The 22447-nt window shown below is 29.4% G+C and carries 30 protein-coding genes; all 30 read right to left on the bottom strand.

Annotated elements, in window-relative coordinates:
- Positions 1 to 13 precede the first annotated feature (13 nt).
- Positions 14 to 517, bottom strand: coding sequence for an Imm63 family immunity protein (locus IWX80_RS13890; protein WP_196853976.1), 504 nt, complete (start codon positions 515 to 517; stop codon positions 14 to 16).
- A complete protein-coding gene (locus tag IWX80_RS13885; RefSeq protein ID WP_196853975.1) occupies positions 514 to 774 on the bottom strand; it encodes a hypothetical protein in 261 nt (86 codons plus the stop codon). Before IWX80_RS13885 ends, IWX80_RS13890 begins: the two co-directional genes overlap by 4 nt.
- Before the next feature lie 156 nt (positions 775 to 930).
- A complete protein-coding gene (locus tag IWX80_RS13880) occupies positions 931 to 1176 on the bottom strand; it encodes a hypothetical protein (RefSeq protein ID WP_196853974.1) in 246 nt (81 codons plus the stop codon).
- A 3-nt stretch (positions 1177 to 1179) separates the two neighbouring features.
- Complete coding sequence (locus IWX80_RS13875; RefSeq protein ID WP_196853973.1) at positions 1180 to 1527, bottom strand: hypothetical protein; 348 nt, start codon at positions 1525 to 1527, stop codon at positions 1180 to 1182.
- A 165-nt stretch (positions 1528 to 1692) separates the two neighbouring features.
- A complete protein-coding gene (locus tag IWX80_RS13870; RefSeq protein WP_196853972.1) occupies positions 1693 to 2217 on the bottom strand; it encodes a hypothetical protein in 525 nt (174 codons plus the stop codon).
- Between the two features lie 175 nt (positions 2218 to 2392).
- A complete protein-coding gene (locus IWX80_RS13865) occupies positions 2393 to 2794 on the bottom strand; it encodes a hypothetical protein (RefSeq protein ID WP_196853971.1) in 402 nt (133 codons plus the stop codon).
- 231 nt (positions 2795 to 3025) lie between these two features.
- On the bottom strand, positions 3026 to 3625 hold the full coding sequence (locus IWX80_RS13860) for a hypothetical protein (RefSeq protein ID WP_196853970.1): 600 nt from the start codon (positions 3623 to 3625) through the stop codon (positions 3026 to 3028).
- A gap of 187 nt (positions 3626 to 3812) precedes the next feature.
- Positions 3813 to 4292, bottom strand: coding sequence for a DUF5713 family protein (locus tag IWX80_RS13855; RefSeq protein WP_196853969.1), 480 nt, complete (start codon positions 4290 to 4292; stop codon positions 3813 to 3815).
- A gap of 133 nt (positions 4293 to 4425) precedes the next feature.
- Entirely contained in the window at positions 4426 to 5037 is a 612-nt protein-coding gene (locus tag IWX80_RS13850; protein WP_196853968.1) for a hypothetical protein, read from the bottom strand.
- 206 nt (positions 5038 to 5243) lie between these two features.
- Positions 5244 to 5639 carry a hypothetical protein gene (locus tag IWX80_RS13845; RefSeq protein WP_196853967.1) on the bottom strand — a complete coding sequence of 132 codons (396 nt, stop codon included), beginning with the start codon at positions 5637 to 5639 and terminating at the stop codon, positions 5244 to 5246.
- 241 nt (positions 5640 to 5880) lie between these two features.
- A complete protein-coding gene (locus IWX80_RS13840) occupies positions 5881 to 6366 on the bottom strand; it encodes a hypothetical protein (protein WP_196853966.1) in 486 nt (161 codons plus the stop codon).
- Positions 6367 to 6548: 182 nt separating this feature from the next.
- Positions 6549 to 7361: a restriction endonuclease gene (locus tag IWX80_RS13835; protein WP_196853965.1), complete on the bottom strand. Its 813-nt coding sequence runs from the start codon at positions 7359 to 7361 to the stop codon at positions 6549 to 6551.
- Positions 7362 to 7507: 146 nt separating this feature from the next.
- Positions 7508 to 9421, bottom strand: a complete 1914-nt coding sequence (locus IWX80_RS13830; protein WP_196853964.1) for a DUF4365 domain-containing protein — start codon at positions 9419 to 9421, stop codon at positions 7508 to 7510.
- Between the two features lie 182 nt (positions 9422 to 9603).
- Entirely contained in the window at positions 9604 to 10110 is a 507-nt protein-coding gene (locus IWX80_RS13825; RefSeq protein WP_196853963.1) for a hypothetical protein, read from the bottom strand.
- Between the two features lie 861 nt (positions 10111 to 10971).
- On the bottom strand, positions 10972 to 11157 hold the full coding sequence (locus IWX80_RS13820; protein ID WP_196853962.1) for a hypothetical protein: 186 nt from the start codon (positions 11155 to 11157) through the stop codon (positions 10972 to 10974).
- 49 nt (positions 11158 to 11206) lie between these two features.
- A complete protein-coding gene (locus IWX80_RS13815; protein WP_196853961.1) occupies positions 11207 to 11566 on the bottom strand; it encodes a hypothetical protein in 360 nt (119 codons plus the stop codon).
- Between the two features lie 189 nt (positions 11567 to 11755).
- Positions 11756 to 12157, bottom strand: a complete 402-nt coding sequence (locus IWX80_RS13810; RefSeq protein ID WP_196853960.1) for a DUF5958 family protein — start codon at positions 12155 to 12157, stop codon at positions 11756 to 11758.
- A gap of 5 nt (positions 12158 to 12162) precedes the next feature.
- Positions 12163 to 12474, bottom strand: coding sequence for a hypothetical protein (locus IWX80_RS13805; RefSeq protein ID WP_196853959.1), 312 nt, complete (start codon positions 12472 to 12474; stop codon positions 12163 to 12165).
- Positions 12475 to 12645: 171 nt separating this feature from the next.
- Positions 12646 to 13554, bottom strand: coding sequence for a DUF2971 domain-containing protein (locus tag IWX80_RS13800; RefSeq protein ID WP_196853958.1), 909 nt, complete (start codon positions 13552 to 13554; stop codon positions 12646 to 12648).
- 173 nt (positions 13555 to 13727) lie between these two features.
- Entirely contained in the window at positions 13728 to 14306 is a 579-nt protein-coding gene (locus tag IWX80_RS13795; protein ID WP_196853957.1) for a hypothetical protein, read from the bottom strand.
- A gap of 178 nt (positions 14307 to 14484) precedes the next feature.
- Entirely contained in the window at positions 14485 to 14724 is a 240-nt protein-coding gene (locus tag IWX80_RS13790; RefSeq protein WP_196853956.1) for a hypothetical protein, read from the bottom strand.
- Positions 14725 to 14836: 112 nt separating this feature from the next.
- The gene (locus IWX80_RS13785; RefSeq protein WP_196853955.1) at positions 14837 to 15340 is read right to left on the bottom strand and encodes an endonuclease V; all 504 of its coding nucleotides are present in this window, start codon (positions 15338 to 15340) and stop codon (positions 14837 to 14839) included.
- A 4-nt stretch (positions 15341 to 15344) separates the two neighbouring features.
- Positions 15345 to 16034, bottom strand: coding sequence for a hypothetical protein (locus tag IWX80_RS13780; RefSeq protein ID WP_196853954.1), 690 nt, complete (start codon positions 16032 to 16034; stop codon positions 15345 to 15347).
- A gap of 162 nt (positions 16035 to 16196) precedes the next feature.
- Positions 16197 to 17315, bottom strand: a complete 1119-nt coding sequence (locus tag IWX80_RS13775) for an HNH endonuclease (RefSeq protein WP_196853953.1) — start codon at positions 17313 to 17315, stop codon at positions 16197 to 16199.
- A gap of 161 nt (positions 17316 to 17476) precedes the next feature.
- A complete protein-coding gene (locus tag IWX80_RS13770) occupies positions 17477 to 17950 on the bottom strand; it encodes a hypothetical protein (RefSeq protein WP_196853952.1) in 474 nt (157 codons plus the stop codon).
- 187 nt (positions 17951 to 18137) lie between these two features.
- On the bottom strand, positions 18138 to 18530 hold the full coding sequence (locus IWX80_RS13765) for a hypothetical protein (RefSeq protein ID WP_196853951.1): 393 nt from the start codon (positions 18528 to 18530) through the stop codon (positions 18138 to 18140).
- Positions 18531 to 18833: 303 nt separating this feature from the next.
- A complete protein-coding gene (locus IWX80_RS13760; protein ID WP_196853950.1) occupies positions 18834 to 19400 on the bottom strand; it encodes a hypothetical protein in 567 nt (188 codons plus the stop codon).
- Positions 19401 to 19420: 20 nt separating this feature from the next.
- The gene (locus IWX80_RS13755) at positions 19421 to 19954 is read right to left on the bottom strand and encodes a hypothetical protein (protein WP_196853949.1); all 534 of its coding nucleotides are present in this window, start codon (positions 19952 to 19954) and stop codon (positions 19421 to 19423) included.
- A gap of 289 nt (positions 19955 to 20243) precedes the next feature.
- On the bottom strand, positions 20244 to 20765 hold the full coding sequence (locus IWX80_RS13750; protein ID WP_196853948.1) for an STM3941 family protein: 522 nt from the start codon (positions 20763 to 20765) through the stop codon (positions 20244 to 20246).
- Positions 20766 to 21704: 939 nt separating this feature from the next.
- On the bottom strand, positions 21705 to 22313 hold the full coding sequence (locus IWX80_RS13745; protein ID WP_196853947.1) for a hypothetical protein: 609 nt from the start codon (positions 22311 to 22313) through the stop codon (positions 21705 to 21707).
- Positions 22314 to 22447 lie beyond the last annotated feature (134 nt).

Raw genomic sequence — 22447 nt, 5'->3', positions numbered from 1 at the left:
GGTAGTTTTTCTTTCAGTTTTTAGGATATTTTTCATACGCCAATTTATTTATTTCAGTTTCTGAAAGCCCTTGATGTCTAAGTTGTGCACAGCAAGTTGCTCGAAGTCCTGCTGAGTCGTCAAACGGATGATTTTTTAAAATACTTTGATGTTCGGCATTTTCTTTTTGTCTCCAATTGTTGTTAAGGAGTCCAAGTAATTCTTCTTGTTTGTCAAACATAATTCGCCTGCAATCCTTGTCTTCAATTCTGTTTTTTAGTTCATAGTCGCAAGCCATAGAAAACGTAACACTTACAAAAATCCAATAAAGTAAGTCTTCTATTTTGTCGGTCATTTTCCTTTCATATTCTTGTCCACGCTCTGAGATTATGTAAAACATAAATCCCAAGTTGTCAACTTCAATGTAAGGATGTGCGTCCCATGTTTGCTGTCCGTAACTCGGCAGTAAATTTGTCGGTGCATTAATTTTTAAAGTCAGTTCGTCAACTTTTTTCTTTATGTCGTCTAAGGTTATCAAAATTTGCAAGCTAAAATGTGGTTGGTTAATTTGTCTGAATACTCAGCTTTCCAATAATGTATGTCGTCAATGTTACGGTAATCAATATTTTCAGCTTGGTAAATTCCCAGAAATGGCTTCTTAAGAAAAATAATAATTGTGTCGTCATTGGGCCAACCTTTTGAAGTTTCTACAATTTCATTTCCATGTTTTATCTCGGCATTCAAAATTATTTTCAATGCTACGCTAAATTCTTCTATGTGCTCCTGTGTCGTCATAAAATTACCGCTAACGTTCCCTTGCTACAAGAGGTTTGGGGTTAAATTAAGCCTTATTTTCAGATATGCCAAAATATCCCAAATACAAACCAATTTTCCAAATTAAGCCAAATGCCCAAATCTCTTGTAGCAAGTGTTGGCGGTTCGGTTTTTTATTTAAAGATAGTAATTTACTAAGATAAAAATGATTATTCCTAAAAAAATAGCTTCAATTATTCTATTGTTAAATTGATGCCCAAAATCATCGTAATGATTAGATTTTTTTGGTCCTTTAATATATTCTTTGAATGTAAATTTAGGCTTATTAAATATCGTTCTCCAAAGAGTTCCATAAATAAAACGTATATTTCCTCCAATATAATTCAGTAAAAATCGCCCTGTAATTATTTCTATAAAATCCATTTTTTAGCTGCCAAAAAAATAATTAAAATAACTTTTATTTGGTTCTATACTTTTGCCTTTTCCAATTTCAACATATTCTCCACTTGAGTTTTTTCTCGTTATAATGATTTCAGCATCATTTTTTCGCATTACATCGCCAACTTTTAACTTTACTCCTTCATAATCTTCTTCATAGAAATAATTGTCATTTTCGTAGTAAACTTTTGTTCCACGACCTTCAACTATTTTTTCTATCTCGGCACTAAAAGAATTTCGATAAAATTCTTCACTTTTTTCATAGTAGTCATTTTTTGAGTTATAAACCACAAAACAAAAAATTAAAATTATTATTGGCGGAATTATTTTATTCATATTATTTTTGGTGTTTTCAGTTCCAAACTGACCGCCAACGTTTCGCAGCTGCACGATGCACAAGGGTTAGGAAACGTAGTATTTTCGGCTTAGCGTGAACGTATTGCGAACCGATAATTCCACTAAAGCCTTGTGTATTGTGTAACTGCTGTTGTGCGTTCGGTTTTATTTATTGTCTAGGAATATTTTCCAATAGTCCACTTCCATATATTTATTTTCCATTTTCGTTTTTTCTAAAAAAGCATTTATTTCAGATTTTGAAATTTCATTATCTACTTTTTGCTTTAATTTCTTTAAATCATTTAGAATTCTATTAAAATTTTCTAAAGAAATAGCAATATATTTTTCAATCCATTCGCCTTCATCGTGTTCTGATGTAAAAACTGGTAAATTTGGCTTTTCAAAATCCACAAATATTGGGTCTCCAATGCTATCATAACCAATCGCAACCCAACTTTTTTTCCATTCTCCTTTGTTTTTTCCTAATAATGATTTTCCCAAATGATTGAATCTGTAACCAATTTGTGCTTCTTTAAGATTATTTGGTTTGAAAAATTCTATTGAACTATATTTGATAGTTATGCCTTCAACATTATTAATAAATTTCTTAAACTCATTATTGTTTAAAAACAAATTAAAATCTCTGTCAACATACTTTTTAAGATTAAACAAACTGTATATTATCTTCATCTTTTTTAATTGATTTAGTTTGGCTAAACTGACGCACAACGTCCCGCTGCTTTGAGATGGCGGGAAGTTCGTAACCTTTCAGTTTTCGGCTTAACGAAAACTTGATGCGAAACGGTAATTCCACTAAATTCCAACTAGCTCAAAACAGCTGTTGTGCGTTCGGTTTTATTTTCATTTATACTTCCCAAGGATTTGCTTTTTCTTTCCAATTTTTCCATTCTAATTTAATTTTAGCGATTATTTTTTCACCAGCAAATGCAATAGTTTCTTCGTGTGTTTGATAAATTACCCAATCTGCATTTTCATTAGTAAAAAAAATATCTGGCGAAACATATTCTCTTATTGAAATTTGGGAGTAGATTTTTTCTTCTCTAGCTTCGTTAAAGGAATAAATTTCCCCAATATTAATTTCTAATAAGATTCTATTTAGTTTTTCGAAACCAAATTCATTTTCAAAGTTTTCAGAATCAAAATATATAGTATTTTCTGTTGGCTCTCCTAATAATGGAATCCAAAATTCATACGGATTTATATTCCACTTCTTTTTGAGATTATCTTTTACAATTTCTATTTCCATTCAAACTTTAATCTTTTTTTGTTTACGAAATTTCGCAAATTATTGTTGCTTTTAATTTCGGTTAATTGTCACTCCAAACTGACGCACAACGTTCCCGCGCTACACGCGGTTTGGGCCTAAATTTGCGTTATTTTTCGGATTAGCCACAATTTCCAAATACAAAACCATTTTCCCATCAAGACAAATGCCCAAATCGCTTGTAGCGTTTGTTAGTGGCTGGCTTTATCAATTCTATTGCTCATCATTACAGTAATTATTGTAATATTCAATCATTTCCTCAATATTCTTCTTTGTATAAATTTTTTGGTTTATTTTTTTCTTTAAAATTGGGCAATCTGAAAAATAATCAAATATTTTTTCCTTAAAATTAAAATGAATAATAGTGGCAAACTCCTCAGTCTTTCTTTTTACAAAATATTTATATTGAACATCAGATTCTAAGTTATTACCACCTATTCGTTCACCATTTGATAAGAGATAGCCATTTCTGGCGAGATCAAAAATAGAATTGGTGACTTTAATTTGTTTATACAGAGTAACATTCCCTTCATTAACGACTTCAATGAGTTCTGGTGATGAATTTTTACTAATTTTTACATATTCGTATTTTTCCGAAAAACCATAACCCGAAAATATTAAAGCTGAAGCCATATCGTAACTCCACTCAGTGGGATTATCTTTTTGCTCAATTTTAAAGTATATTTTATTATTTTTTATTTCACCCATTCCTAAAATTGAAGTACTGTCATTAAAAACAATTGTAGCTGTTTGCATCTGACAAAACCCGTAATTAATTGTAAAAAGAAAAAGTAATATCGCTAAATTTTTCATTTTGTTATTATAAATATTTTTTTGTCCGTTTCTTAAGGCTGCTTGCCACTAACGTTCCCGCGCTACAAGCAGTTTGGGACTAAATTAAGCCCATTATTCGGATTTGCCAAATCTTCCAAATACAAACCAAATTTTCCATTAAGCCAAATCCCCAAATTGCTTGTAGCGTGTGCTAGCACTAGTTTTTTTACCATTCTCTGGGAGCAATCAGTTCTTCTACATCAGCATTGAATCCAGATGCTTTTGCTATAAAGTCAAAGTCTGCTCCAATCGATTCTCTAGCACCAGTTTCAATCTCGCTGTTATGCTCAAAGAATTCATTTTGTAAATCATTTATTTTTATAGTCGCTGTATGTGTTAACTTATAAAGTTCGTCAAGATTTTTCGGCGATGTTTTTTCAATATCAATGCATAGTTCAATAAGAATTGTTTTCACTTTGTCCACGAGAAATTTTGGAAAATATGAATCTGCATACATATCTTTTAAATAAGCATAATTTTTCATTTTCTCGTTTTTTAAATTTTCTTGTTTTACAATTATGCTTTGATTTTTCATTTTCTCGTTTTCCAAATTTTCTTGTTTTATAATTGTGTTTTGATTTTTCACTTGCCGACCATTACAAGAAAACAAAATCAGAGAAATTATTACGATAATATGTTTTTTCATCTTTATAAAATTAGTGCTAACGTCCCGCTGCTTTGAGATGGTGTGTGGTTCGTAACCTTTCCATTTTCTGCATTGCAGAAAATATTTTGCGAAACGGTAATTCCACTAAGTCACACACTATACAAAACAGCTGTTAGCTGTAGTGTTTATTTAGGTTTTTAAATTCGTTCCATTGTTGTTGTTCGGATATACATAGAATATCAACACAATTCAAATAGCCAATTTTGTTATTAATATAATAGTGCTTTATTACTTCTTCAATTTCTTTAAACTCACAAGCATCATTTTGTTGAAATTGAATTTTCTGTCTTTTATTGTCGTTATTATATTCAATTAATAGATAATTTTTAGTCCCATTAGACAGTCCGTTTTCATAATTAAAATTTAGTAAATAGTTTGAATTCTGAAGACCAATCCAATCTACTCCACTAATTTCAATTTTTTTTATACTTTCAATATTTACTCTCAATTCATTAATTTGAATATAATCTTTTTCAAAAACGAACTTGCCCGTTAAACTCCCTTGTAATTGTTGAACTCGATTCATATTTGAAAGTTTTAAACTCATTCCTATGAGATAAGAAGCAAAAACTAAAAATAATAAGGAAGTTAAATAAGTAGATTTTTCTATTTTCAAAATCAATGAAATAAAAAGAATAGTCAATACTAAAACTAAATTTATAAAATTTATAATGTTAGTTCTCGTCCAAACATATTGTTTTTCAAAAATTTTAAAGTCTTTCAATTCTTTGTCATTTATTTAGGAACTATTTTTTTTGTTCTGAAGATTCTCGTTTTCAATAACATTACAGCTAACGTCCCGCTAGTAGGCGATGGTCGGGCTAAATAAAGCTATTATTTTTGGATTATCAGTAATATCCCAAATACAAAACCATATTTCCATTAAGCCTGATTCCCGACTATTGCTTATTAGCTGTTAGCAATAGGCCATTATTTTTTTGCGTATTGGAAAGGACAATTTTTTACTAATTCGGCATTCGAACCAGTCATTATCCAAACATCATAATCCTTTAATATGTAAGTTGGAACTTTTTCTATTACACAAATGTCTAATATCTTGATTACATCTTCATACTTAGTTTTTCGATTAAATTTCACATGAATTCCATTTGCGGAATCATTGTTCTTGATGAGATTTCTGACTTTCAATTGAATTTTTTTTAATAGAATATTATCCATATTAACATCATTCGTCAATTTATAAGTCGTAAATTTTCTAAAACTTAATATCTTTTCAAGAGAACATCCAAAACAATCTTCATAGAAATTTTCTGAAGGAAAAGATATGTCAAACGAATATTCTTTGTCGAAATTTTTATTTTTCAATAGTATAAGAATGCAAAAAGTGACGAACACTAAAGTGAACGTTAAAGTGATAGTGTATATTAATATTTTTCTTTTTGTAAACATTTGTTCTCTTTGGCTTACTGCTAACGTTCCCGCGCTACACGCAGGCTGGGATTAAGAAAGCCTAACCTTTCGGTTAAAAACTAATTTTTCAAATACAAAACCATTTTCAAATTAAGCCAAATGCCCAGCTTGCTTGTAGCGTGTGTTAGCAGCTGGCTTATCCATTTATGGACTTTAGTAATTCGTTGGCTTTTACAAAGACTTTCACCTCTTCTCTTATATCGTCATAACTTTTTAAATTTGTTAGAGGAGTTATATTTTGATTTTGAAAATAAAATCTCTTTTTATTAAATAAGTTTTTTTTTCCACGCAATATAAACAGCTCAACGTATATGGGTTTTGTATTATAGTAATAATATATCCAAAATTCTTTTGAGTCAGTTTGGTTATAATTAATCCTCACAATTTCGTTCGAGTATTTTAAAATTCTAGTATTAATTTTACTTGATGTTGTAGGTTCACCATTAATTTTTGCGTGTCCAGGAATTTCATAAATACTTTGAATTTCTTCAGGAGTAAAACTAGAAATACTATCAACATATTTTACATGAGATTTAATAAAATTGATTTCAATTAGATTATCAATTTTTTTTTGACCAAATAAAAATATTGGTAATAGTATCAGGATAATTTTTAGTTTCATTTCAATATTATTTTTTCTTTTATCATTTAGCTTGCTACTAACGTCTTAGCGCTTGGTGAGGTTGGGGAATAAAGATGCGAGATTTTTTGGTTAAACACAAATTTTCAAAACACAAAACCAACTTTAAATTCAGCCTAAAACCCCAATCTCGCCAAACGGCTGTTAGCAGCAGTATTTTTGATTTACGAAGATTTTTTTTGACCTTTTCTTGTTGTTGAAAGTTTTTCGCCAATCATTTTAATAATTAAATCTTTATCATTCCGTAAGTAAATTTCGGGTTTAAAATCACCGTTCTTGATCATTTCAATTTCGGCTTTCAATATTTTTTCGTCTAAAAAGTTGAGATTAAGATTTAGCCAGTTTATTAATTCTTGAAAATTATTTGCAATTAAGTTACCCTTTTTTTCGATGGAAAGTGTGTCTAGGACTATTGGATACTCATTGTCCATTGCATCGGTAATAGCCATTTGAGCAGTTAGCAATATAGAATGACCCGAAAAATTTACAGGATAATCCCAAATTTCTCCTCGCAGTCCATATTTTTGTCTGATTTTTTTTGAATGAGACCAATAACGAGTTTCAAGCAAATTTAAGCGATCCTTATAAGTTCTAATAATTTCAGTCTGTATAAAATCTTTTGTTGAGTCTTTAAATTCAGCATAAGTGGATAACTGAATATTTGTTTTTTGAGCAGACTCAGTTGCCCCAGACTGAACACCTTGCTCGCTTATGATAAAGCCTTTGTCAGTTCCAATATCATCAACAATTGTTCGTAGTCCCAACACTTGCAATTTATTGACTTTAGTTTTCCATTTTTTTGCTTCAACAGCCCACACAATATCATGTCCTAGAAACTTAATCCTTACTAAAACATCAATATCATGAGTCGTTCTGACTCCTTGAATAGTGACATTTGTCTCAGCAATCGCTCCTAAAGAGCGGAAATAATTACAAATATCTTCTTGAAATAAATACCAATCAGGTGTATTGCTCATTCTGTTGATTTTAATATTGCTACTAACGTTCCGGCGCTTGGCGAGGTTGCGAACTTCGGAACTAATTATTTTCTGTTAAAGATAAAAATTCTTGCGAAACGTAAACGTGAATTTACTACAAAACTCGCAATCTTGCCAAACGCCTGTTAGTGGCTAGGCTTTATATCTATTTTAGTGTATTCATTTTCATTGTCAAAATATCTTATCATAATTGGCTCCTCTTTCTTTTCTTCAACTATATTATCAATAAATTCCATTATGTTATCTAAACTTTCAGGATTATTTAATTTCAATTGATTAGAAACATAATTTAAGTAATTAATTCCGTTATAATAGTAAGCAACTCTGATAACAAAAATTAATAATGTCGGATCTATTTTTTCATTAAAACCTGATAAAGTTGCATTAGTCCACGCTTCAATATCATTATTACAAAGTAAAGCGGAAAACGAGAAAGCGATGAAAGCTGATTCTATATTATTTGCTTTTGACTCTTGAATACCATAATTAAACCAAGCCAAATCATATAGAAAATCACATTCTAAAGCTTTTTCATAATCTCCACTTTTGGTGTGTAGTATTGCAAGTTTTTCATCACGAATTTGTGAAGTTGGATGACCATTATCTATTAATGTTTTAAGACAAGAATATTTTAAAAACCATTCATCATTATCTTGCAAGTTTTTTTGCTCATTAAGAAATTCATCAATTTTATTTTGTGCTGCTAAATATTTTCCTGAATACATTAATGAATCTGCTAACAAAGCTTTAGCTAAATGATAATCAGTATTTAGCTCTATAGATTTTGAATAAAATTTACTGGCGAAATAAAATTTATTTAATAGAAATAATACACCTGCTAATTCGTAATAAAAATATGATTGAGATTTGTAATCCAAATTGAATTTTCTTGCTTTTGAATAAAATTTTAGAGATTCAAGATAATTTCCCTTACTACGGTTGTAATTTCCAAGATTATAAGACGCTGTGGCGATTCCTAATTTATTTTTTCTCTTTTCAGATATATTTAATTGTTCTTTTAAAAACGTTTCATAGAGAAGTAATTTATTTTCGTCAAAACTCTTTTTGTTAGAAATTAATAAAACACTTAAAATTATCTCTAGTAAATTATCATCTTCGCTTTCTTGAAAAAAAGCAGTTAGTTCACTCATTGTTTCTTCAAAATAATTACCTTGAATTAAATGATGTAGTATACTAATTATGTATTCTTTTTTCGTTTTTATTATTGAAAGTAAATCATTATCAAAAATTAAATCATTTCCAAGATTGTTTTTTCCAATATCAAAAAGCGTTTGGGCAAAAGTTATTAATATGTATTTAGTAAGCTCTTCAAAGTGTTTTTCTTCTAAAAGAGAAAAATCAATTTTCATTGTTGAAAAAGCAAAATCTGAAAAGCTCATTACTATCTGATTTTTGTCTACCTTAATTTGAAGTAGAGAATCATTTATGTTTTTAGTTAAGGAGAAATATTTCTTTTGCGATTCCAAACATCTTTTTACGTTCGTTATGTTTGAATATGGAATATTTGATTTAGATTCATCGTAATCCTCTCTTAAAACAACTGTTTTAATTGGAAACTTAACTTTACCTTGTTTGATAATTGATTGTTTTTCTACATAGCTTATTATCTCAATATGACTGTCGTCATTCCATAGATTTAGCTCATAAAATGAAACATTTATGTTTATCGTTTCAGATTTAAAATTCGTAATGTTCTTAGACCATCTGTAATAAAATATTTTTTTAAATGTTGAATATCTTACAATTAAAACTGGAATATCATAGTTTATAAATTGAATAATTTTTTCATTTTTAAAATATATATTTTTTATTGTTTTGTCTTTTGTTGAGTCAGTTCCTTTTAGTTGAACCCAAAAGACTAATCCTGTTGTATCTCCATTTTCATTAAAGATTTCTACTTCGCAATCTATTCCATAATCATCATTTTTGTCTCTACAAACCCAATACTTAGGCAAATATTTTTTAAAAAAAAGTCTTGATTCGTCTTCTATTAAGTGATTTTGAGTACGTTGCCCCATTTTTAATTAAGTTATTGAATTTACGGATTTGCGATAGCCTTTCCACTAACGTCCCGCGGCTTTGCGAGGTTTGGGACTAAATTAAGATTTATTTTTCGGTTAAACACAAACTCTCCAAATACAAGACCAACTTTAAATTAAGCCTAAAACCCAAATCTTGCGAAACCGTTGTTGTAGGCAGTTTATGAATAGACAAATTTTGCCGATGTAATTGCAGTTATTATAACTGCTATTGTAATCATCCAGCTACTTTCTGTTGGTTTATATTTTTGCTTGAATTCTGAATGGCTTAGAACTATTGCTATTACTAGAAATGCAATTATTGTAAAGCTCATTATAGTTTTTGACATGAAGTTCAAGTCGGTCGGATTCTTTTGGGATATTCTATAAAAGCTAAACATCAATAACATTGCAGACAGTACCCATGTAGCAATACTTGTAATCCAGCCTTTCAAAGAGTTCTTAATCAATAAAATTCCTGAAGAAATTGAGATAAAAGCAACAATAACTAGAATATAATTTTTTCTAAAACCTACTTCAAGAATGCTTTTATGATCCATTAATGGATTTTGCCAAAGTACAGTGTAATATTCGATAATTGTTGTTGTAACTACAAACAGTACCAAAACTCCCAAACCAATTTGAATTCCTGATATTATAACTTCGAATATTCTCCAATTCTGTCTCATTGATTGCTTTAGGGTTAATTTGCCTACAACGTTCTGGCACTAAAGCGGGTTTGGGACTAAATTATGACCATTCTTCGGATTTGCCAAATCTTCCTAAATTCAAAACTATCTTTGCATTAAGCCCAATGCCCAAATCCGTTGTAGTGGCTGTTATGCGGGGGTTGTTTTGTCGAAATTCCGATTTAACCGCTAACTTTTCACGTTTCTGTTGGCAAAATCCAACTTTCACACTTCTACTTTTTTCTTCACAATTTTCCATTTTCCATTTCAATTGTTCTGAAATTCCTCTTAATAAACCTCGGAATTAATAAAATCAAAACGATTAATAAACAGAACAATAGCGAAAGAAATATTCTAAACGGATTAAAAATCGGTAACGAGAATAATCCTATTGATAAGACGAAAAATATCCAAGTAAATGTTTTTCTATTGAATATTGAAGTTAACACGTTCTGAATTAATACAATGATGAAAAAAGCAAGTATAATAAAAGGAAATATAGTTCCTATAACTAGTTTTTGATTTGGCGGTATCGTTAAATAAACTAATGCAAGGAGGAAGGAATAAAATACAGTTTGTATTATACCATTTAAAAATCCAAATGGTAATATTCGTTTCATATTTCAAACTATATATGATATTTCTGTCTAAGCAAAATTACGTGTTTTGTTGAAATTAAAATTTTCACGCTTCTGCCTTGTAAGTTTCTGCGGAAACAAATTTTTATATTCTAATTGTTTTCATCTGCGTAATTTCGGCACAACTCCCGCATAACGTTCCCGCGCTACACGCAGGCTGGGATTAAAGATGCGTATTCTTTAGGTTAAAAACAAATGTATCAAATACAAAACCATCTTCAAATTAAGCCAATTGCCCAGCTTGCTCGTAGCGTGTATTACCAGTAGTTGTTTTATTCTGGGCGTATTCCTCCATTTTTGATCCAATTATCAACTTTTTGCCTTTTCTCTTTCGGATTTTGGTTTTCAATCCCATATCTAATAATATCGAAATAGTTGAAACTTTTTGGATATTTCGTTTTTCTGGCAATTAGAGAATTTGGAAAAGTTACTCTATAAACATTATACGCTCTGACCGATTAATTATAAACATCAACATTCGTATTTAGTTTTTCGTTAAAGTCAGTTTCGATATTTTCTGACATTAGCTTTTCATTGATTTTGTATTCAATATATTCGAATTCTCTTGAAAATTCCTTTTTATCAATATCCATTGAAGCTTTTAAATAATACTGTAGAGTGTCATTTTTAATTGTTTCAAGAATTAATTTCTCGTTTCTTAAGTTTATATTTTCGGTGTATTTTTTCCAATTTTCTTCAACATTTTTACTTGAGCTTTCTAAATTAGAAATCACACTATCTTTATAAAAACAGTAACAAACTAAACAAATTAAAACAAAACCTATTACCGTTACTAAACAACCTTTTAAAATTTTCATAATAGTGATTTATACTTATTCAGTTTTCGTTTTTCAGAGTTACAATTACTGGTAACGTTCCCGCGCTACAAGCAGTTTGGGACTAAATTAAGCCCATTATTCGGATTTGCCAAATCTTCCAATACAAAACCAATTTCAAATTAAACCTAATACCCAAATTGCTTGTAGCGTGCGTTATGGGCGGTATTTTTACGTGATATTGTGCCAATAATGTCCACATCCATTTTTACATTCAGTTTCTCGTCTTTCAGTATCTGTAATTTTGAAAATCCAGAGAAGCGAAATGATTATTTTTTCATATTCACTTTCAGATAATTCACTTAATTTTTTAAAAGCATTTTTGGTTGAAAATTTATTAAGTATGATAATTGGTGTAAAAGTTTGTTTGATTGGAATGCTAACAATTGCTTTTTGATAAGAGTCAGAATTGTAATCAGATTTATTTGGAATCGAATTAAAAATGTAATTTTTTAGAATTTCAAATGTTTCATTAAAATCAAATTCAGAACTTTTCAAGATTAGTTCTTGACCTTTGTCAAATTCAGTTTTGTTCTGGGCTATTAAATTAATTTGATTCTCAAGTATAGTCATTTTAATTAAGCATCAAATTCCGCATAGTATATAATTCGTTCAACTTTTTTATCGTCTGATTTGAATTCTTCAATTTTCAATAGGTCATCATAAAAATCTTGTAAAACAAAAATTTCTAAAAAATATTCAAATCCTAGACATTTTGTTTCGGCTATTATGCTCAACTGCATTTCCATTTCTTCAGGAGTTAATTCCAAAACTAAAGCTTCAGAATGTGGTAGAAATTTTCCATTATTTCTTTTTGCAAAAATTGAATGTATAATTTCTTCAGTGTCTATATAATTCTTGCAGTTTAAAATTGCTTCACTCAATATCATTTCTTTCGATTTTATCTTTTAATTGTTAGGTCCTCAAATATCGCCCATAACGTCCCGCTAGTAGGTGCAGATTGGGACTAAAAATAGAATTAATTTTAGTTAAACACTAATTTTCCAAACACAAAACCAACTTAAAATATATACCAAAACCCAACTTGAGCTCACTAGCTGTTACAAACAGTTTTTTATTAAATTAAAGTTTAGTCCTGTCCCGTCACTTTTTATCTGGGATTTATAAATATCAAAACCTTTTGCTTTGGAAATCCTCATAACTTCTTGCAAATTTTTATTGTTTATTTTACATCCTAAGTAGACAGATTTTATTCGAGGCATTATAACTTTATTTCCTTCTATTGCAGGGAAAATAATTCTCCATTCTTTCTCATAATTCCATTCCTGTCTTTTCCGAAGAACAGCAAATGTTTTATATAGTTTTATCCCATTTGTTTTATCTTCAGGAGTATCTTTATCAACATTTTGATAAAATACAGGATAAAGCGAAATTGATATTATATCATCATTAGACAACTCATCTATAGCGTATTCAATACACATTCCTTCATGGTTTTCTGAATAATGAGACCACATAAGAATTGATTGATTAGTTTCACTTAGAGAGCCTACATTATGAATGTATGAGTTTGTCTTATTCTTTTCATACATAATCTCTTTATTCTCCTGCATGTAACTAAATGCTTCCTGATAACTTTTCAATATTTTTGGATCAATTTTATCATCATTTTTCATCAATTCAATTCTTTGAGCTTCATCCTCAAAAAAGCTGTCTGTTTTTGAAATTAATACTGAATCAAAAGGGTCATTAAATTTTGATGCATTAGAGAGCCATAGTTCATTTCTTTCTAAATTAGATTTCCAATAATCATTTTTATCGAACGCACGGTACTTAAATAGTGATTTCGGAAAATTTTCATGTTTTAGCAATAAAGCTTTCTTAATTTCTGCTTCACTAGGTTTTAGTTTATCACGTCCAATAAATCGTTGAATTGAATATCCGTATTTTACAAATTCCTCATTAACGGGAAACACTAATTCTCTAAACTCTTCATTCCAATTATTCATATATCTTAACTTGCGGATGTTGGGCTAAAATTGTTTGTAACGTTCCGGCGATTGGCGAGGTTGCGAACTTCGGAACAGATTATTTTCTATTAAAGATAAAATTTCTTGCGAGAAATAAACGTGAATTTACTACAAAATTCGCAATCTTGCCAAACGCCTGTTAGCAGTAGTACTTAATTAATGTATATCACCATGTTAATTTCGTTGTGTCGATTTTCATTATCTCCAAATCTATACATGTACGCTTTTAGTTCTGAATTTTCCCATTTAATGTCGTCTCGATATGTATCGTAGTCATTTACATTTTTACTTTCTAAATTTTTAAAAGAACTTTTACCAAGTTGTTTGGAGATTTCAGTTTCTAACAACTCGAATATTTTTTTAAACTTTTTATTTGAGTTATTTTCTCTACTCGATTCCGACCATTCATAGGAAATCATTTTTACGCTACCGTCTTTGGTGTAATAGTATCGTTTCAAAAGTTGAATTCCAGTTTCAGGTTCTGAGATAAATTCTTTTGGAATTTCAAAAGTGTGATTTTTTATATATGGATAAATATCTTCGCTAACATCAACGAAATAATCTCTTGTTTTATCAATTGATTTTATTTCAGCTTCATACTTTGTGAAATTGTAAATTGACCCTAATTCTAATTTAATTTTTGTTGTATTTGAATCAATTTTTATCGAACTACAAGAAACAGCAAATGTCAATATTGTAGATGTTAGAATTGAAAGTGTTGATTTTTTCATGCGATTTCAAGGTATTACTGCTAACGTTCCCACGCTTCAAGCGGTTTGCGGACTTAGAAGCAGAGTATTTTTGGCTTAACGAAAATATGAAATAAAACGGTAATTCCACTAAATCCGCAAATCGATTGAAACGTGTGTTAGCAGTAGTGCAAATTATTAAATATTATTTTTACGAAGTCTAATAAGTTTTTAAAAACTCGCCAATCCTATTTATAGTTTCCCAATTTTCAACACTATCAAGAGCAATACGATTAATTAAGTCTTTCTGCTTTTTTAAGTCAGATTTAGTTTTGATTTCTTTCAAAATTTCGACAATACGTTTTAAGGCAACATCTTTCGGATATTCAGATGTAGTTTCTAATATTTTTATATGCGATTTAATTTCGTTTTGAAATTGAATAACTTCTTCTTCTGACATTTTAGGGTATATTTTTAATTTCTCTTTTATGATTGAAATCCAATTCATTGTTTTCTCATAGTTTAAGTATTAAATTCTCCGCAGTCTTGTAGCGTGTGTTGGCAGTAGTTTTTTATTTTTCCTTTGTTAATCGGTCAAGTTCTTTAAGTAAAGTTGGAATTCTATATTCTCCTTCCATACTTTCTATTTTCTTCACAGCATCTTCAAGTTCAATTCCGATAGATGTAATAAATAATGGTTTTTTGCTTTCACCTCTAAATAAAGGCTTTTTATATTTTTCGATTGTCGCAAAATTAGTTTTTGCAACACCAATTATTGGAATTTTTTTATTTAGTTTTTCATACAAATAACCGCCTAATCCGAATTTCTTTTCATCATCTAAATAAACAAATCCATCAACAATGATTGCTCCAACCTTTTTTAGATCAATTTGATTCAATAAACTAATAATGCAAGGTAATTCTCTTTTATAAAACTCTCCTGGAGTATACTCTTCAATATTATCTATTATTTCAGTATAAATTTTGTAGATTTTATTTTCATTCCATTCAGCAAATTCAAGACAAACTGTTTTTGCTTTTTGTTCAAAATAATAGGGATCAAAAGCTAAAATCATAAATTTAATATATGTTTATATATGGTTCAATTTTTTCTTTAATCATAATTATATCATCAGAAATCATATCAAAAATAGTTTGACTTTTTTCGAGTAACAAATATGTTGTATATGAATATATTTCGCCATTGTGAATGTATTCTTTTTCAGCACCGTGATTGTCATAGCCAACTACATTTTCATCATTACCGTTTAAAATTAATAAATTTCGACCTCCACAACATTCAGCAAAAGAAATACAATAAATTAATAAGTTATCTTTTTGAGGAATTTGATTATAAACTTCTTCAATTGTGATATTATTAAATTTTTGAGTTTCGTGATCAAAATAGCCATCTTCTATATCTGATTTAGATATTCCAAAGTTGATTAAAATTTTTACAAATTCTAATGAGAAGAAACATTCAATAGGATGATAAGGAATTCTATGGTTAAAAAGATCAGAATGATAATAACCTTTAGTTCGAAAAATTCCAATTACACTTTTTAATTTTTCAGAAAGAATAACATTAATTTTTTTTTCAAACAATTTAGCTTCATCTGAAAAATTATAATAAAATTTAGTTGACTCAAATAGAATGTCTTGTAAATTTTTGTTTTTTGCGACTAAACTGTTTTTTGTGTCAAAATCAATTTTAGAGACTATAATTTTTAGCTCTGTAATTTGAATGGATATTTTTTCTAATTCTTCCATTTACGATTCTGTTGTGAAATTACTGCCAACGTTCCCGCGCTAAACGCGGTTTGGGACTAAATTAGCGTTAATTTTCGGATAAGCCAAAACTTCCAAATACAAAACCAATTTTCAGATAAAGACAAATGCCCAAATCGCTTGCAGCGTGTGTTGTGTGCAGTATCATTCTCTTTCAATTAGATGTTTGTCGGACAATTTTGTTAGTATTGTTGTAAACCCAAAGCCCATTGTCCCACCTGTTGCTCTTGTCCAACCTCTCACGAAAATATCTTCAATTCCATCATTGTTAAAATCTGCCCTAAATTGCTCTATTAGGGACGTTTCAAAACCTCCAAATTCTAAACTTATTTTATAAATATGTGGCGGATTAATTTTAACAATACCTTGTTTAATTAAATCACCAATTGATAGACCATTTTCTATATACTCCGTTAATTCATTTTCAACATCCATAAGGATATTTGGTGATAAATATTCTAACATATCAATTTCTATCCAAGGATTGTCTATAAATGAAACTTTCGGCATTTTTGCTTTTTCTAAAACCTCAATTAATTCTTCGAAAAATGTAAATGTAGAAGATGATTTTATTGCATAAGTTGTGAGTGGATAATAGCCTTCTTTTGTGGCTTTTTTCCATTCATTTAGAGTTGATACATTTATTTTTTCATCATTGTCATTTGCTAACTCTAGCGACTCTTCTTCATTATGTATTAATAATTTATTGTCAAGTAATTTAGAAAAGTCTGTATCAAGGTAAAAAGTATCATAGATTTCATCTATAAATTCTACACCAAACGGTAATTTAATTTCTTTGATACTCCAATTGTGCTTTTCTGCTTCGATTAAGATTTTTTTTAAATCCTTTGCATCAATTGTATTTGCAGAAAGTGCAGATTGTAATTTCGATAGAATTAAACCTTTGTTTTTATTTCTTTTTAATTTTTCGATTTCAATCTTGATTTTTGATTCTTTTTTTTTAGTAATTGAAAGATAAAATAACGTTGTACTTTTAGAGAAAAGATCATCACTTTTTCTATGATTGCATTTACTATGTGAATTAACCAAATTAGATAATTCGTTTAAATTAAAATTTTTATCTAATCCAAAGTCTTGTTTAATTTCTTCAAATTTTTCAAATTTATGTAAAAGAGATTCGGGAATGATATGATCAATATGCAAATCTCCCCAATCTAATGGTTGACTACAATAAAAACAAATATTTTTATATGACGTCCAAAGAGCACTTCTTGTTATGTTGTCAAATGTTGTTTTACTCATTTTGGTAGATATTGCACACAACGTCTTGGCACTACAGCGGGTTTTGGACTAAATTAAGCCCTATTTTCGGATTTGTAAAATCATTCCAAATACAAGACCATTTTTCCATTAAGCCTATTGCCCAAATCCGTTGTAGTGGCTGTTATAGGGCGGTTTAATATTTATTCTGTTATTAATCTATCTTTAAATTTCCATTTTAAAAATGTACTAATTCCAAAAAAGAAAGGCAATCTTCCAGTTTTTAAAGTTGAATGATATTTAAAATTAAAATATATTTTTTCTTTTTTTGGAATAATAATTACGTTTAGAAATTTCAATAAATATTTGTTACAAGTGAGTTTAATTTCACCTGAATCTTTTTCATATTCCCAATTTAGTTTTTTTAAAGTTTTCAGGGTTAATTCGAAGTTTTCTTCCGCTGTTAGTTTAGTATCTAAGGCTTCAAAATTATCATCTTTCCATTGATAATAAATTACAACGATTATGCAGAATAATAAGTAATAAATTTTCAAAAATTCTAATTCTAGTTTTGTCAAAATAATATTTCCAATAAAATAAATAATTATGAAAGTTAAAATTGCTCCCATAATTATATCATACCAATAATCAGAGTTTTTTTTAACTCTTTTTTCCATATTTCATTATATTTTTATTGAAATTCATTCGGTTCTTTTCGGAGCGAAAAACTACCCTATAACGTTTTGCCACTTTGAGATGGCTGCAAATTCGTAACCTTTCAGTTTTCGGTTTAACGAAAACTTGATGCGAAACGCTAATTCCACTAAATTTCAGCTAGCTCAAAATGGCTGCTGTAAGCTGGTTTTATTCTTCTTTTTTGATAAACTTTCCAGTTCCACATTGAACATGTAAATCTATTCTGCAAACAAAGTAATAAACGCTTCCTTCAACTTTTATAATTTCAAAATAAGGTTTTTGTTTGAAGATTATGTTTTGAAATTCTGTGAGTTTAGATTCATCAACCTTTTTATTATTTTTTAATCTGAAACTACAATTACTCAGCGTTATAATTTCGTAGTCTTTTTTTCCGTCATCGTGGTCAGTATAATAGTGATTTCCGTTTATTTCAATTAAACTAGAATTTCTTTCTTTTGCGTCATATTGGATTTCGTATTTTCCGTTTTTCAGCATAGAGCAATTCTGCCCAAAAGAAGACAAACTTAAACTTATAATAAATAGAATCAGATACTTTTCCATTTGCGGTTAATTTATTGCAGTTTTGGTGCAAACTTGCTTACAACGTTTGGTCGCTTGGCGATGTGGTGGATTAAAAAAGCCCAAATTTCTTGTTTATAACTAATTTTCCAAGTACAAAACCATCTTTAAATTAAGACAAATACCGCCATATTGCCAAACGGCGGTTAGGCGCAGGTTGTTGTCAATCTTAGTTCTGTTTTAACTACATTTTTCACATTTCTCTTATTTAAGAAATAATTAAATACAATATATTTTTATGCTAACCTTCTAATTTACAATCCCGGGAAGTTTAATTTTCAAGTCTCAATTATAATACTCTATTTTTCTCTCTGCAACGAGTGTAGGTTCTCCTTCTTTTGTACCTTCAAGATACATATTGCATTTGATCCAGTTGTTATGGCTGTCGTACTCATAACTATAAAAATTTTCTTTTACTCTTATACGTTGTTTGGGATTATTAGGAATAAATTCCTTTTTAATCATATCTCCCTGCTCGTTAAACGTTTTTATAAAATTTTGTGTAGGATTAGATATTTCTCCCGGTCCTGTAACATAGTATTTCACTGTTTCCACATAATCTTTGGTTGGGTGGTAGCCGTATTCTTCTTTATCAACTATCCTACCGCAACCATACATGGTAACTTGCGTGATACGCCCCAATTGATCATATTGATATTGTAATTGTAAATCCTCACAAAAGCCACATTCTGTACCCATATCGGTATATGACCCTATTTCTTTACCATTTAATCCAGCTATGATTTTCTGATTGACTACTTGGCCTTTGTCATTATAGATAAAAAGTTTACGGGTAAATAAATCCTCTTTTTTGTATTTTTTATGTAATGTTTTTTTGCCAAATCTAAACACATTATATTGTTGTTCCTCAATTATCTTACCCTGTTTATCATATATATATATTCTCTATAATTCTGCCATACTTTGCCGTCTTCGCCAAACGCATCTTCTTTTTTAGGAACTTCAATTTGATTCAGTTTTACCAGCAAATTGTAATTATATACAGGGTAGTATTGTTTTAAAGCAGTTTTGTATTTACTTTTTTCCAGCCAATCTTTATCATTGTATTCATAATTATCTGATTTTTCAGGATCATAAGATTTATATTCTTGGTCTGGAACAACACCGTATGCCCTAGATTTATGTCTTTGAAATTCATCATAATAGATATCCGAGTTTCGAATATTATTATGCATAATAGCATCACCTTTCTGAGCATCAGACAAACTTTGTTTGGGTTCGTTAAATTTCATTTGGACTGATTTTACCGAATCTTTTAGGTTTTGGTTAGAAGCGATATTACTTTTATACCAAAATAAGCCACTGTATTTTTGGTTAGTTTGTGCATTTATAACAGCTGAGAAAAACACAATATTGTAAAGCAAATACTTGAAAAATAGTTTCATAAAGAGATAATTTATTATTTAGGAAATATAAAGTATTGATTTTAATAGACTCTTTTACGTTTCTGCATATCGAGTTTTCGTGGGTTAAACTGCATTATTAAAAGATTAGTTTTCTATTAAATATTTTCTTCTTCATAATTTTGGTTGTCAACTTGTGCCTAACGTCCCGCTGCTTTGAGATGGCTGGAAGTTCGTAAACGCTCAGTTTTCGGATTAATGAAAACTTGATGCGAAACGGTAATTCCACTAAATTCCAGCTATATCAAAACAGCTGTTGGCGGTTGTGTTTTTATTTAATTCTATCTTCATACATTTCCATTATCGTTTCTCTGTTTTCGATATTTTCGCTTTTCATTATGTTGATAAAAGTGATAAGTTTTTCCATATCAACTTTTATATAGCTAAAATTTAAATTCACTTCTGCTCCTCCGACCACATTGTTTAAATATTTAGTCCATTCATATAATTTCTTTTTAATCACAAATTTTTCGTTGGTTTTTAATGCAACAAAAACTTGCTTAAATATTTGAACATCATTTGCATCTTCAATATATTCCCATTTTATAATTCCTTGTCTTAAGGTTATATCCCGAATTCCGATTTTTGTTATGATTATTTGAGCTCGTCTGTCTAAAATATTAAAGAGACTTAATAAAAATCCAAACCCAAAGAAACACAGACAAAACCAAATTATTTTATCGGTTTCTTTCTCTTTTGTTATTAACCAAATACTTGGAATTACAAGAATTGAAGTTAAAACCAATAATCGTAAAGACTTAAATGGTGATTTATATAGTTTTATTTCTTTCATTAGTTTTTTAACATTACCGCCAACGTTCCCGCGCTACACGCAGGCTAGGATTAAAGATGCGTAATCTTTCGGTTAAAAACAAATGCATCAAATACAAACTTTTTTCAAATTAAACCAATTGCCCAGCTTGCTTGTAGCGTGTGTTGGTGGCAGGTTGTTTTGTCGAAATTACGATTTTCCTCAAAGTTTTCACGCTTCTGTTTTTCGGTTCGCTGTTTTCAAGTTTTCGTTTCAATTCTCACGAAATGCTTTTTTATAAATTTGGAATTAATAAAATCATAACGATTAGTAAACAAAACAACAGTGAAAGCCATATTCTAAATGGATTAAAAATAGGTAATGAAAATATTCCGACCGATAAGATAAAAAATATTCGACTAAATGCTTTTCTGTTCAATATTTAAGTTAGCACGTTTTGAATTAACACGATGATGAAAAAAGCAAGGATAATAAAAGGGAAAACAGTTCCTATAATTAGTTTTTGATTTGGAGTAATCGTTAAATAAACTAGAGCAAGAAGGAAGGAATAAAATACAGTTTGTATTATACTATTTAAAAATCCAAATGCTAATTTTCGTTTCATATTTTAAACATTGACAGATTATTTTCTGTTTAACATAAATGTATTCTTTTGTCGAAATTCCAATTTTCACACTTCCAATTTTCACGTTTCCGCTTGCTAAGTTTCAACTTTTTACGTTTCTATTGGTACATTCTAATTTTCACGCTTCCGCTTTGTAAACTTTCGGCGGAAACAAATGTTTATTTTAAAATCGGAGTTATCTGCGTAATTTCGGCGCAACTTGCCACCAACGTCTCGCTGCTTTGAGATGGCTGGAAGCTCGTAAACGCTCAATTTTCGGCTTAACGAAACTTGATGCGGAACGAAAATTCCACTAAACTCCAGCTAGCTCAAAACAGCTGTTGGCAGGCGTTTTTTTATTTACTTATGCTTTTCAAATATGGCTTTCCACTTTCTTTATCAATCTCATAAATTAAGTTTCTTTCGTCCATAAGTTTCGTTCTTGTTTCGTCAATTCTAAATTTGTATTTGACATTGACAAATCCGTTGTTAATTTTTGTTATAAAACATTCTGATGGGGAGTAAGTTTTTACACTTTTAATATTTAATTCTTTCCACAATTTTTCCTTTTCAATATTCTCTGGAGTAAATTCATAATCTTTCCATTTTTTTGATGTGAAATTTCCAATTATAACTTTGTCTGTTCCGTACCAATCTCCTGTTTTTAGGATATACCAATTACCGTATTTTTTTAATTGTTCATTTCTGTTCCATTCTCTAGTATGGTAAGTTCCATTCCCAATTTTATATATTTTATTGTCTTGTGACTGATATTCATAATTGATGTCATACTGCCAGTCGTGAATATCAGAATTATAAACAGAATTACAAATTAATATTCCTCCAATATTCTGTTCTATTTCAACTTTATCATATTCGGGGTCAAATGCGTGAAGAAGCATGTAAATAAAACCTAAAAGTAAAATGAGGGAAATCCCTAAAGAATATAAGCAACCTTTTTTCATATACTTTTTCTGTGTGTTTTCGGTTTTAAAATGCTTGCCAACGTTCTGGCACTACAGCGGGTTTGGGATTAAAAATGCGTAATCTTTTGGTTATGCCAAAACTTCCAAATACAAAACCAACTTTCCATTAAGCC

Origin of the sequence: Flavobacterium sp. CAN_S2, from assembly GCF_015752255.1 — a bacterium.
Lineage (GTDB): Bacteria > Bacteroidota > Bacteroidia > Flavobacteriales > Flavobacteriaceae > Flavobacterium.
Note: the sequence above shows the minus strand (reverse complement) of the source record. Positions and strands in the feature narration are given on the sequence as shown.